The following is a 12,601-nucleotide window of genomic DNA, read 5'->3' as shown; positions in this document are numbered from 1 at the left end:
GCGGCCCGAGGGTGATGTGCATGATCCACGCGGGCCGTGTAAAGTAAGCCCCCGTGCGGCCCACCGGGGCGGCCGGAGGGTGGCGAAATCACCCTCGGTCGACACGGTAGGTTGAGCGAGTAGGTCCGGGTGGCGGAATGGCAGACGCGCTAGCTTGAGGTGCTAGTGCCCGTATAGGGCGTGGGGGTTCAAGTCCCCCCTCGGACACTCCCGCGTAGCATTCATGCGACGTTGTGCGGAGCGGTGGTTGAGCGGCTTCAACCACCCTCGTTTACTCTCTGTAAGCCCTTGACGGTCCCGCTGGCGGGGCGGTGGGCATCGTGAGTACCCCTTCTGCTTCCGCTGTCATTCCGGCTGTGGTCCTGCCCGGCCAGGTGAACGCTGGTAGCGGGAGATCATCCACTGGAGCCACCCGGCGGCCGCCTCTGCCGCTGGCCAGGCTCGCGGCTCCCCCGCCGCGTTGCGCGTACGGTCTATGCCCTGGTGACGCTGGATTGTCATGGACGCATGGCCGACCGGACGGTGATGAGGGCCCTGGGCTGGGCTCCGGGCCGTCGCCTCGACATCCGGGAACACCGCGGGCTGATCGTTGTGGCTGCTGACGAGCGGGTGTGTTCGCCGTGACCAAGGAGGGGCGCCTGCGGTTGCCGGCCGTGGTGCGGCAGTGGTGTGGGCTGGCCGCCGGTGACCGGGTGTTCCTGGCGGCCGAGCCGGAGCCCTCCCGGTGCGGTCAGCCACCCCTGACCGAGCGGAGCGGCGGCGTGTCCCGGCACGCCGCCGCCCCCATCACCCCGTGCAGTCGGGTTGGCGACAGGCGACCTGGCGGCACGGCGGATGCGCCGCCCGCAGCCCACCTGGTCGGCTGGTGACCGGTACGGCCGCCGGCCGTTCCGGGGCCGGTGCGGTAGCCGGCACCGCTGGTCACGAGCCGGGACGGTTCCTTGGTTGACACCGAACGCACGCGCCGCGGCATCACTTTCCACCGCCGCCGGGGGTGGAGCCTGTTCCTCAGCCTCGCCCTGGTAGCCGCCTCCGCGCTGGCGTTCAGCCTCGGCGGCCAGCGCGGCGCGACCGTCGAGGACGTCCTGCGGCGCTCCTCGATCGCCGGCCGGGACCTACGGGTCGGCGTGCTCGCCGACCAGCCTCTGCTCAGCGAGGTCGAGCCGGACGGCCGGCGCACCGGGTTTGACGTCGAGCTGGCCGCGGCCCTGGCGCGGTCGCTGGGCGTCGCACCGGTCTTCGTGCCGCTGGCCCCGCCGGAACGCCTGTCGGCGTTGACCGAGGGCCGGGTCGACGTCGTCTTCGCCGCCCTGCTGATGACCACCGAGCGTCGGCGGCTGATCGACTTCGCCGGCCCGTACCTGCAGGGTGGCCTCGTCGCGCTGGCCCGCCGGACCTGGTCCGGCCGGGTCAGCGGCAGCCGGTTCTGCACGGTGGCCGGCACGACCGCCGACCTCACCCTGACCAGCCGGCCGGCTGTCGTGCAACGCCGCGATAACCCCCTCGACTGTCTCGCCGACGTGCGGTCGGGGCGCGTCGACGCGTTCGCCGGCGACGAGGTCCTCCTGCGCGGCGGCGCTTACGCCTCCGGTGGCGCCCTGCGGATCTTTCCGCTCGGCGGTGCTCTGCCGGTGCAGCGCTACGGTATCGGTGTCGCCTGGGGTGACCGCCATCTGCGGGCCCTCGTCGACTCCTTCCTGCTCGCCAGCTACGCCAAGGGAGAGGCCGGCGCCTGGCAACAGGCGATGAACCACACCCTCGCCCGGGCCGGCTACCTCAACCGGCAGCCGCAGCCCGAGGGGACGCTGCTGCGGGGCGCCGGCGACGGCCAGGAGACGGTGAGCGCGGTAAGCGGGGTGCCGCCGGCCGTGGCACCGCCCGCCTCGACACCGGCCCGACAGCGGCGGACGCTGCGGCACCGGGCCCGGCGGCACTCGGGCCGACGGCGCCGCCGGGTCACCGAACGCCCGATGGCGGCGTCGCCGGAGGCCCCGGCCGGCACCGGACCGACCGACCGGTCCCAGTTCTGGTCCCTGCTGCTGGGCGTCCCGGTGGCGGTGTCCGCGCTCTACCTGTGGATCCAGTCCGGCGGGGACCGCCAGTTCACGCTGATGCTGGCCGACAGCGTCAACCCGATCACCTTCCTGGCCACCGTGAGCCTCTCGGTCGTATGGATCTTCTTCGCGGTGCCGGCGGTGGTCCTCACCGTCGGCGCGGTGGTGCTGGGCAGCGCCGCCGACCCGGCCGACCGGCGACTGCTGTCGCGCCGGTACGCGGTGGCCCGGTGGACCGCCCGGGCACCCGGCTGGCTGGTCGGGGCCAGCGTGCTCGCCGCCGCCGTCAGCACGCCGCTGGTCTTCCTCCCGGTCTGGGGGCTTGCCCTGCACCTCGCCACCCGTCACCGCACGGCACCGCGGGTGCGTCCGCTGGTCGGGCTGCTCCTCGCCGGGGTGGCCGCCGCGATCGCCTGGGCGGCGCTGGGCCAGGACGAGCCCGTGTTGGCCGCCGTCGCGGGCTGGCCCGCACCGGTCCTGCTGCTCGGCGTCGACGCGGCGGTACGCCGGAGCGACGTCGCGCGCTTCGTGCGGGCCAGTGGCACGCTGGCCGCGCTGCTCGCCATCGGCGTCCTCTACACGGTGGTGACCACCCCGATCCTCCCGTCGACCGCGATCCAGGTCAGCCGCCCGCAGGCACCCGTCGGCGCACCGGCGCCGCACTCGACGACCACGAGGGTGGCCGATCCGGACGCCGGCTCCGAGACCACGTCGGTGCGGCAGTTGCGGGGATACGTCGTCTCGGTCGACGAGGAGTCCACCACGATCCTGTCCGACGCGGGCGGGGTGGAAATAGTGCCCAACGCGGACATCCTGTCCCGCACCTCCTGCCCGAGCTTCACCGACCTGCCGGGCGACTCAGCGACGGTGCTCGGACTGCCGCTGCGCGAGTCGCTGCTGAAGGCCCTGGCCCGTCGGCAGCGACCGGCGACGTTCCAGGATCCCCGCTGTGTCATCCAGGTCGACGCCGCCGCCCCGCCCTACGCGCCCGACCCGTCCCAGACGACCACGTGGACCACGAAGGCGTGGTCGTCACAGGTGCGGGTGATGGTGACGAACCCGACCTTCCCCTTCGACGTACGGAGGCAGAAGTCCCCGCCCGGCGACGCCGCAGGGTAGGGCGACTTGCTGAGTTCCGCCGAGCAGGTGACGTACCGAGCTGGGCGTTGAGTGACCCAATGGCGACCAACTCCCGGCGTACGGGTACCCAGTCGATGTCCCCTTCGGCCGGGCCGTCGTCACCCGACTGACGCGACCCGCCGGGGTAGCCGTCAGCACGCCGGGCACGCGGTGGTGACACCGCGCGCGGGTACGCACGAACACGGAGGTTCTCCTCTGGGCCTGCCCCGTTTAGGCAGACATTGAGATGCTTCTGTAACTTCAAGGGGTGGTTCCTGCCGTGTGGGCGGCGCCGCTCGACGCGTTTGCGGCCCACGTGGATGCCGTCGCGGCGTAGCTGCCGGTGGACCCGGTCCGCGCCGTAGGTGCGCCCGGAGGTCTCCCAGATCTCGTGGATGGTGGAGATCAGCCCCAGGTCGACCACGTCCCGGTCGCAGGGCTGCTCGACCTGCTTGACCCACGCGTGATAGGTCGAGGCGCCGACGTTGAGGAACCGTAGCAGGGGCGCGACCGCGAACTGGTCACGATGTTCGTGGATGGACCTCATGACCGTCGCCGGGTCGGGCCGAGCTCCGCCGCGAAATACGCGCTCGCGGCCTTCAGAATCTCGTTCGCCCGCCGCAACTCGGCGACCTCCCTGCGCAACCGGCGATTCTCCTCCGCCATCTCGCTGGTCGGCCGGTCGTGACGCTCGTCGGCGTCAGCCTCGGCTTGGCGGATCCAGTTCCTGAGCGCCTCGTGATGAACGCCAAGCTGCTCTGCCAGGCGTCGGATCACGCCGACTCGCGGTACAAGCGCACAGCGCGCTGACGCAGCTCATCGGGGTACTTCTTCGGTGCTGCCACAGAGTCTTCCTCCCCACGGCCATCAGACCATGATCAAGAAGCTCCACGAAAGCGGGGGTGGCTCAGAGAGGGCGTCGCGGTCGTTGTTGTACCGATGTGAGTTCGCCGAGAAGTGGCCGTGAGCGTCGGCCTGGCCGCACAGGTCTTGCATGGCGACCGTACTTCTCGGCGATGTGCGGGTCCGCTGGCAGACGCTGATTGTCGGCGGGCTACAGGTTGTTGATTCGGGCCAGTAGGTCTGCCTCGGTCAGGTTTTCCAGGACCGCGTCCTGCTTGCGGGCCAGGACCGCCAGCAGCTTCTCCTTCTCCAGCTTCTTGGCCGCCGCCGCCTTCGCCGCCTGGGCCTCTGTGAGGCGGACGGCGATGACGTGCTTGACGACCTCCAGCTTGGTCTCCAAGGTTGCCTTGGCTGGATTGGCCTCGGTGGCCACGAACGACTCGGTGTCGACGGCCTTGAGCTCGGCGTTGACCGCCTTGGCCACATCATCGAGGCTGAAGCCGGACTTGGCGGTCAGCGGCAGCTCCCACAGCTGTTCCGTGGTCAGCAGTCCCTTGGCCGACGGATAGCGGAACTTCTCCCGTGTGGCCTTCTCGAAAATGGTCACGGTAGCCTCTCTGAAGTATCTGGGTAGGGAATCAGAACTGGATGCTGATAAGGCGGCGCCGGCCACCGGTCGTGGTCACCTTGGCGACCACAGAGCTGCGGACCGTGGAGCTGAAGCCGAGGCCGGAAAGCTGATCCGGAGACGGCTCGCACTTGGTGCGGTCGCCGAGAACCTCGAACACCTTGCGGTGCGGTTGCAGATCGCTGCGGAGGAACTCGTTGTAGATCCCCCGCGTCGGCTGGTCGTTCACGCACCCCTTCAGGATGAAGAAGTAGTGCCGGTTGCCGACCTCGTTGTCGTCGAAGTAGTTCGGCGAGTACATGATGGTGGACACCGGTACGAACTGTTCGGTGGTGATGCCCCACAACTCCTTGCCCGCACTGCCCCGCTGCACGTCCTTACCCGGCCGGAAAGCGGTGATCACCCCGCCGGCAACCGTCATCCGGCCCACCTCGACGGTCTCCTTGTGGCCGACCGCACGATTGTGGCTGTAATGCTCGATCTTCCCGTTGCTCTCGGTCTCGATCACGAATCCGACCTGGGTGCTGTCCCGCTTGCGGTACTGGTTTACCTCGATCCGGTACTCACCGTCGGTGACACGGTCGGTCCAGGTGACGTTCTCCACCGGCTCGCGGGAAAGCGTCCCGCTGGCATTCATGTCGACGTCCAGCTTGTTGCGCTTCTCCTGGTACCAGATGTGGTCGCCGTTGGGTTCGTACACGTGCAGGTCTAGGTCGTCGTGGTTGAACCAGGACAGGCTCACCCGCAGCTTGCCGGTGACGTTGCCGCCGGCCCGCTTGACCTTTTCCCTGATCGAGTCGGTGACGTTGCCGCCGTACGACCAGCCGAAATCGTTGTCCCACTTGAACAACCGCGGAGCAGTCGGGTGCCGGCCGGTGGTGAGGCTGACGAAGTGCGGCTCGTAGGTGTTGGCGACCCACAGGTCGATGGTGGCGGCGCTGGGCAGGATGTCCTTCATGAAGGAGACCACGGGAATCTCCTCCGGCCTGGCGTCCCGTAGGAACGCACCTGACGACCGGGTGGTGGCCGCCTGCATGAGCAGCCCTTCGATGCCGTCCTTCATCCGTGCCTGGGTGTCGTTGTCGACCCACAGCACGTTGGTGACCGACACGTCGGACAGCCGGGCGAACCGTCGCTGCAACGACTCCTCGATACCCAGCTCGGCAATGGTCCTCATGGCGGCCTTGACCATGCCCGGGGTGATCAACGCCGTGGGGCGCTGGTAATTCTGCGGCGCCACCTTCGCCTCGAACGACCGGACCGCCTGCTCCAGGTCGACGCCTGCGGAGAGATCCTGGACGAGGGTGCCGATCACCGTGTTGCGGAACCGGGCCGCCGGGTTCATGGCGTTGGCGAAGACGAAGGCACGTCGGTCGGTCGCTTGGGTCCACCGGTTCTGCAGCGAGCGGAACTCGGTCACCGTCCGGCGATGCTCCGCGCCGCGGTAGAGGGCGTTGTCGTCGATGAGGTCGACGACGGTGTCCAGAGCGTGCCGGGTCAGCTCGGCCAGGCCACGCTGGAAGACCTGCACCGCGGCGTCAAAGTTGCCCTGTGCCGCGCCGACGTCCTCGATGCGATGCCGCTTCTCCACCCGGCCGTGCAGGTGGTGCCACACCTCGACCTGGCCGTCGCGCAGCGTTCGGGTGGTCTTCGTCCCGTACTGAGCCTGAGTGGACCGGAAGATGGTGGACAACGGCAGCGAAAGAACGAATTCGTCCAGAGCGGCGGCGACGACGGAGAAGACCGGGTCGGATGCCGACACCCCGGACCAGACGGTACGGACCCGCCCGTCGTGGATCTCGACGACGTTGCCGAAGTGCTTGATGAAACCGCGGCAGGTCGAGCAGTCGTACTCGGATCGCTCACGGAACCGCAGATTGGTGCCGGCGGGGAAGGAATCGAGAAAGGTGAGCCAGAGTGAGTCCCGGTCGAGACCGTCGCCGACGGCGTACAACTCACCCTTGGACATCGTGGACAGACGCGAAGTCACATCCGTCACGAACTGCTGGAAATCGCCCACCGTTTCATCCCCCTTGATCGCCGGAGATCCTACGCAGCGAAACGCCAATCGGAGAAACGCGTTTCCGGCTGTCCGCGCGGTCACAGACGGGCGCCGGTGGCCGGCGGCCAGCCGACCCGGAGCGAGTACGGCGGTGGGGCGCCGGGCCGACGGTCAACAGTTTCCGCCAGTTGGCCTGACCTTTGCCGTTGCGTCCTGAATGGTGGGCATCTGGCTTGGTGCCGAGGCCGCCGACGGCCGGCTCACCTGCGGGATGGGCGCGGACGGCACCTACACCATTCACGCCCAGCTACCTACCGCGGGCGGTGACGGCAGATCCACGCCGCCTGACCACCGTCGATAAGCAGAGCGGCGCCGGTGATGTAGAGCGACTCCGGGCCGGTCAGGAACGCGACCGCCGACGCGATCTCTGCCGGCGTACCGGTCCGGCCGATGCCGCACGCGGTCAGCATTCCCATCATGTGCTCGCCCGAGGACGCTTCCTGCTCGGCCTTGGCCATCGCGGTGGAGATGACGCCCGGGCTGATCGTGTTGATCCGTGCGCCACGCCGGTTGTATCCGAGTGCGGCTGCCTGTACCCGGACCTGGTTGCCGCGTTTGGCCAGGATGTAGGCGGCCACCGATTCGTCCGGCCCCGGCCAGGCGGCCAGCTCGGATGCGGGGGCGGTGGCCAGGGCCTGCTCATCGTCCCGTACTGAGCTGCGCGTAGTGCCCGGCCATACTGGCCACGCAGACCAGAGACATCCCGGGCTCCGCCACCTGCTCGAACGCGTCGATCACATACGCGGTTCCGGCCAGGTCGACCTGCATGATCCGGGCCGGGGTGGGCGTGGCCCCAGAGACGCCGGCGGTGTGCACGACCGCGGCCAGGCGCCCCCGGGCGTCAGCGACCGCTTCCCAGCCGCTGAAGCCTACTAACCAAGATCGCCGGAAATACCGTCAGCGAGACAGGCCCCGACCGTCCGGACATGCCGCGACCGGGACGGCTGGAGCAGCCCTCTGCTGATCGACTATCGGGGTTTGTGCTGTTGCTCGGATGGGGGCGTCCGGGCTGGCGTTGAGGCCGTCGGCGATCGGATGCGGAAGTGGGTAGACGTGTTCGACGGGTAGGTGAGCTGCCGCTGCCTGTTCGTCGCCGTGGCGCAGCAGGTCCCGGACTCGCTGGACGGTGGGGGTGATGTCCGTGACGGCGATGATCCAGTCGTCGACGTACCGGTCGACGGCCTCGCCGGAGAGGCCGACACGGCAACGCGTTCAAATGCAGGGACCGCTCCGGATCCCACTGCACCCGGACCGAGCTGGTCTTCAGCTGCCGCGACCAGGTCGCCTTGTCGCCGTGCACGTCGCGGTCGTAGTGGCTCAGACAGGCTCGTGCCAGCGCCCACTCGAACCCTTCCCGCGTGATGTCGATGGACAGCACGCGCTCCTGCCCTGGCTTGGTGGCCCAGCCGCAGCGGTACATCATCCACAGGAAGGACGGCTTGATCCACGTCATCCGGTCCCGCTTGAACGGGGCGACGAAACGGCCGGCCGCCACCGCCGGTAGCACGATCTGCGGTGGGTACGCCTGGTACACGGTGATGGTGGTCGCCGAGTAGTGGGCGCGGATCTGACGTACGGGAACGGACACCGCCCGATCCTCACCGGTCAAGACCCGATCGTTCCACCCAGATTCCGCGTCAACGCCATCGCCTGACCGACCTGAACACTGCGACGAGTCATGGCCTGGTGCGAGTTGCGCTCCCGAACGTTGGTCTGGTGCCGCCTAGGTGGTGCGGAGCGATGCGTGGATTCAACCGGTGATGAGGTGGGTGAGGTGGTAGTGGTCCCACCAGCCGGTGTGGTGGTGCAGGTGAATGACGCCGTTGGTGCGGGTCAGGAGGAGGTGGTTGCCGTCCTGGATGAGGGCGGCGTCGCCCTCCCGTCCGGCAAGGACCCTGGACACGGTGGTGATCATGTTGGGGATGGCTTTGTCGGCGAGGTCGTCGGCGTGGGGAAAGAAGGTGATGTTGACGTACGTGTCGGGTTCCCATTCCCAGCGGGCACCGCTGTCGGTTTCGGCTTCGTAGAAGCCGTGGGTGCCGGCGCGGACGGTGATGGCGTAGCCGCGTTGGTCGTAGAGGCGGCCGGTGAACAGCCGCGGGTTCGCTGTCGGTCGCGGTGTCTCGTCGGGGTGCGCGGCGGTGAGGGCGGCGATCTCGTCGACGGGTGGATGGCCGGCGAGGATCAGCCGGAACTCGACGCCCATGTCCGCCCCGCCTTCCTCAGTCTCGCCGGATGATCTGTTGAATCGTACCGTCGGGGTTGCACCACGGCCAGTTCCTTCAGCCCGTCGATGGGTCAGTCGTCGAACTGCCGCCGCAGCGCGCTGAGGTCACCTTCCCACCCGGAGATACCCCGAACCGCCTCGACACCACAGAGGACGCCGACCGCGACGGCCATACATTCGTTTCGGCGCTTCTCAGTCACGTCGGGAGTGACATCAATGGCGATTAGACGGCGGGCAGATGATTCCTGTAGGTTCACCCATTGTGACCTGCTAGGATAATCGCATGAGCACCCATTCTTGTATCTGGGTGCTACGGGCGAGTGGCCGAATCCCCCCTCGGACACGTACAGTTACCCCACAGTAATCAGCGTCAGGCTTAGCCTCGACGCTGATTTTGTTTTGACCGGGGTTGTAGGTGAGTGCGAGCCGTAGCTCGCGGTAGATGTTGCTCTTGTCCTCGCTCCGGGCGTCGCGCAGGGTGTTACGGATGTCGTCGAAGCTGCCGACGAGGCTTCGGACGTCGTTCTCGGTGAGGCGGCGGGGAGCAGGTTCTCGTGCTGCTTTGTCGCGTTGGGCGATGGTAGCGGCGCGTTGGGCGTTGACCTCGGCCATCCAGGCGGCGACGGTGGCGGGGTCGCCTCCGGCGTCGGCAATGGCGCGGTACTGAACGAGTTTGGCGTCGCACGCGGCAATGATCTTGTTCGCCGCGACGATATCCGGCGCGACGGAGCCGGGTCCGGCGTTGGGCTGGCGGCGTAAAGCCGGCGGATCGTATCGGTGAGCCGGTGCGGGGCGAACGCCTTGAGGAGCCAGTTGTCGAGCGCGGGCACGACGTCCCGCTCGGCGACGTAGGCGTTGCGCGGGTGCTGGACGTGGTTGGCGAGGGCGTACTCGTTGGGGTAGCGGCACCGGTAGTAGGCGGCGTCGTGTGCCTGGTGGCTCTGCCTCTTGCGTCCGCAGAGTCCGCAGAGCATGAGGCCGCGAAGCAGGTAATGGCGGCGCACCTTTCGTTGTCGCGTGCCGGTGCGACCCCGGCCGCTGGCCGCCATGATTCTCTGGACCAGCTCGAAGTCGTTGACAGTGACAAGCGGCGGATGCGCGATCATGTCGGACCACACCCAGGAGTCCCTGTCGTTCCAGCGCATCCGGGTCTCGTAGCCGAGGGCGACGTCGTTGACGTCAAGGAGTGCCTCGTCCTTGCGCTGTTTGTTCCACACCTGGCGGCCGGTGTAGCGGGGGTTGGACAGGATGTTCTTGACGGCGCTCTTGGCCCAGCCTTCGCCGGTGCGGTGGGGGTTGCGGCCGGGGTCGGCGGCTGACGGGGAAGGGATGCCGTCGCGGGTGAGCGCCTCGGCGATGGCGAAGTAGCCGTTGTTGGCGAGGCACATGGCGAAGATCCGCTGGACGACGGGCGCGGTGACCGGATCGGGTTCCAGCTTGTGCAGGCGGCGGCCGTCGGCGGCTTTGCCTGGGTTCGGGGTGCGGTCCGGCGTCGGCGAGGCGGTACCCGTAGGGTGAGCGCCCACCGAGGAACCGTCCTTCTATCTTCGCCTGCGAGGTCATCGCCGTGCGGATGCGGACCTTCACGCGGGTGCGTTCGCCCTTGGACATGCCGCCGAACACGCTCATGATCAGGTCGTGGGCTTCGGACTCGGGATCGATAGCGCCGCCGACCTCGGGCACCCATGGGTCGACGCCATAGTGGGAGAAGACAGGCATGGGCGGCCGGCACCGCCGGTCTGTTTCACGCGCGCCGGGGCACCCGCCCCACGGCGTTTCCCGGCCGCCGTCTTGCCTTCGTCACGACCGCACCGTGCGACGCCTCACCACTCACCCCCAGCCGCCACGCCACCGGAAGCGGGTGCGGCGTCACCCCGCGCGCGATCTCCCACACTATCTGAATTCGAGCAATCACTATCTGAACACATGCCCCCTCACGGAACGTATTTCTATCGATAGATTCCTCTCGGTAAGGGTGTCCACCCGCAACCGCCACCGGCAAGGCGGCTGCGGCGACCCCATCCCCGGGAGGATGCATGTCCACACGTCTGAGGCAACGCGCACGGCGATCCACCCTCACCCTGCTCGCCGGCGCGCCTCGCCAATCGAGGACGGCCACAGTAAGGAGTGCCCTGGGAGCCGTCGCCGCATCGGCGATGGTCACCGCCATGATCGGCACGCCCGCCGTCGCCGCCCCCACCACCGGCACGATTCTCAACGCCGGCAGCGCCACCGCCGTCGCCGGCAGCTACATCGTCGTCCTCAAGGACAGCGCGGTGGGCGGCACCGCCGGCCACGCCAAGGCCGCCGTCGCCAGCAGGGCCACCACCCTCGCCGAACGTTACCGCGCCACCGTCCGGGACGTCTGGGGTGACGCCCTCAACGGCTTCTCCGTACACGCCACCGAGAAGACCGCCAAGCAGCTTGCGGCCGACCCGGCGGTGGCCTACGTCGAGCAGGACGGGACCGTGCAGGCCACGACCACCCAGAGCAACCCGCCGTGGGGCCTGGACCGGATCGACCAGCAGTCCCTCCCGCTGAGCAACTCCTACAGCTACACCACCACCGGCGCCGGGGTGACGGCGTACATCATCGACAGCGGCATCCGGACCACCCACGCCGACTTCGGCGGCCGGGCCATCCACGGCTACGACGCGATCGACAACGCGCTGCCCGCCGACGACTGCAACGGCCACGGCACCCACACCGCCGGCACCGTCGGCGGCACCACCTACGGCGTCGCCAAGAACGTCACGCTGGTCGCCGTCCGCGTGCTCGACTGCGCCGGCAGCGGCACCTGGGCGCAGGCCATCGCTGGCATCAACTGGGTGACATCCAACCACCAGGCCGGCCAGCCGGCGGTGGCGAACATGAGCCTCGACGGCGCGCCCAACGCCTCGCTGAACACCGCCGTGGCGAACTCGATCGCCGACGGCATCACCTACGCGGTGGCGGCCGGCAACTCCAACGCCGACGCCTGCAACTACTCGCCGGCCTCGGTCCCCACCGCGATCACCGTCGGCGCCACGATGAGCAACGACGCGCGGTCCTCGTTCTCCAACTGGGGCATCTGCGTCGACCTCTATGCTCCGGGCACCGGCATCCTCTCGGCATGGAGCACGAGCAACACCGCGACCAACCTCATCAGCGGCACCTCAATGGCCTCTTCTCATGTGGCCGGCGCCGCCGCCCGCGTCCTGCAGGCCAACCCGGCCCTGTCCCCGGCGCAGGTCAGCGCCGCTCTGCTGGTCTGCTGCCGTGTGTTCCCACCCTGGCCGTGGCCGGGGCCGTGTCCGTGTCCGGATCCCACCATGCTCCACATCGGCCAGGAGCGCTGACCTGACACCCTCCACCACCGGCCCCGGGGCGACGACGCCCCAGGTTCTGTCTTGCGGATCATGAGCGTCGCTCGTTTAGCCTGGTATGGCGCGAGGTGATCTCACGAACCACGACTCGTCGCCGGCGGGGGCGGTCGGCCCGCCGTCGGGGGTGGCGCGGTCGCCGTCCGGCGCGTCGTGGTGACCGGCGGTGGCGAGCCGGTGCAGATAGTCGGCCTGGAACCGGGTCAGCAGGTGATGTCGGCCGGGAAACAGCAGGTAGCGGGACATGCACCGTTCCTGGCCGACGCGGCCCGCCCGGCTCCGCACGGGGCGGGTGGGGGCGGCACC

Annotated in this window: 10 protein-coding genes, 1 tRNA gene and 2 pseudogenes; 4 read left to right on the top strand and 9 right to left on the bottom strand. The window is 68.8% G+C overall.

Annotation, left to right across the window (positions count from 1 at the left end):
* Positions 1-123 precede the first annotated feature (123 nt).
* The 3 genes from ACFYWL_RS21935 to ACFYWL_RS21925 all read left to right on the top strand — a co-directional run bounded on the left by ACFYWL_RS21935 (position 124) and on the right by ACFYWL_RS21925 (position 3,173).
* Positions 124-207, top strand: a tRNA-Leu gene (locus tag ACFYWL_RS21935).
* 413 nt (positions 208-620) lie between these two features.
* A complete protein-coding gene (locus ACFYWL_RS21930; protein ID WP_386975477.1) occupies positions 621-869 on the top strand; it encodes a hypothetical protein in 249 nt (82 codons plus the stop codon).
* 72 nt (positions 870-941) lie between these two features.
* The gene (locus ACFYWL_RS21925; RefSeq protein ID WP_386975475.1) at positions 942-3,173 is read left to right on the top strand and encodes a substrate-binding periplasmic protein; all 2,232 of its coding nucleotides are present in this window, start codon (positions 942-944) and stop codon (positions 3,171-3,173) included.
* A gap of 304 nt (positions 3,174-3,477) precedes the next feature.
* Here the strand turns inward: ACFYWL_RS21925 and ACFYWL_RS21920 are convergent.
* The 8 genes and pseudogenes from ACFYWL_RS21920 to ACFYWL_RS21885 form a co-directional block, all read right to left on the bottom strand.
* A pseudogene (locus tag ACFYWL_RS21920) lies at positions 3,478-3,720 on the bottom strand (IS3 family transposase); the annotation flags it as partial.
* Positions 3,717-3,950 carry a transposase gene (locus tag ACFYWL_RS21915; RefSeq protein WP_386975473.1) on the bottom strand — a complete coding sequence of 78 codons (234 nt, stop codon included), beginning with the start codon at positions 3,948-3,950 and terminating at the stop codon, positions 3,717-3,719. The pseudogene ACFYWL_RS21920 and the gene ACFYWL_RS21915, both read right to left, overlap by 4 nt.
* A gap of 277 nt (positions 3,951-4,227) precedes the next feature.
* Positions 4,228-4,623: a hypothetical protein gene (locus ACFYWL_RS21910; RefSeq protein ID WP_311411283.1), complete on the bottom strand. Its 396-nt coding sequence runs from the start codon at positions 4,621-4,623 to the stop codon at positions 4,228-4,230.
* A 31-nt stretch (positions 4,624-4,654) separates the two neighbouring features.
* The gene (locus tag ACFYWL_RS21905; protein WP_386975669.1) at positions 4,655-6,664 is read right to left on the bottom strand and encodes a hypothetical protein; all 2,010 of its coding nucleotides are present in this window, start codon (positions 6,662-6,664) and stop codon (positions 4,655-4,657) included.
* A 293-nt stretch (positions 6,665-6,957) separates the two neighbouring features.
* Complete coding sequence (locus ACFYWL_RS21900) at positions 6,958-7,284, bottom strand: SDR family oxidoreductase (RefSeq protein ID WP_386975471.1); 327 nt, start codon at positions 7,282-7,284, stop codon at positions 6,958-6,960.
* 319 nt (positions 7,285-7,603) lie between these two features.
* A pseudogene (locus ACFYWL_RS21895) lies at positions 7,604-8,294 on the bottom strand (DUF4291 domain-containing protein).
* Between the two features lie 162 nt (positions 8,295-8,456).
* Positions 8,457-8,912: a SitI3 family protein gene (locus ACFYWL_RS21890; RefSeq protein ID WP_386975469.1), complete on the bottom strand. Its 456-nt coding sequence runs from the start codon at positions 8,910-8,912 to the stop codon at positions 8,457-8,459.
* 371 nt (positions 8,913-9,283) lie between these two features.
* Entirely contained in the window at positions 9,284-10,459 is a 1,176-nt protein-coding gene (locus tag ACFYWL_RS21885) for a recombinase family protein (protein WP_386975467.1), read from the bottom strand.
* A 642-nt stretch (positions 10,460-11,101) separates the two neighbouring features.
* On the opposite strand from ACFYWL_RS21885, the gene ACFYWL_RS21880 reads away from it, so the two are divergent.
* Positions 11,102-12,271 carry a S8 family peptidase gene (locus ACFYWL_RS21880; RefSeq protein WP_386975465.1) on the top strand — a complete coding sequence of 390 codons (1,170 nt, stop codon included), beginning with the start codon at positions 11,102-11,104 and terminating at the stop codon, positions 12,269-12,271.
* Positions 12,272-12,346: 75 nt separating this feature from the next.
* On the opposite strand, the gene ACFYWL_RS21875 is transcribed toward ACFYWL_RS21880, so the two are convergent.
* Positions 12,347-12,541 carry a hypothetical protein gene (locus ACFYWL_RS21875; protein WP_386975463.1) on the bottom strand — a complete coding sequence of 65 codons (195 nt, stop codon included), beginning with the start codon at positions 12,539-12,541 and terminating at the stop codon, positions 12,347-12,349.
* Positions 12,542-12,601 lie beyond the last annotated feature (60 nt).

Source organism: Micromonospora sp. NPDC002575 (assembly GCF_042889525.1).
Classification (GTDB): Bacteria; Actinomycetota; Actinomycetes; order Mycobacteriales; family Micromonosporaceae; genus Micromonospora; species Micromonospora carbonacea.
This window is presented reverse-complemented; position numbering and strand designations above follow the sequence as displayed.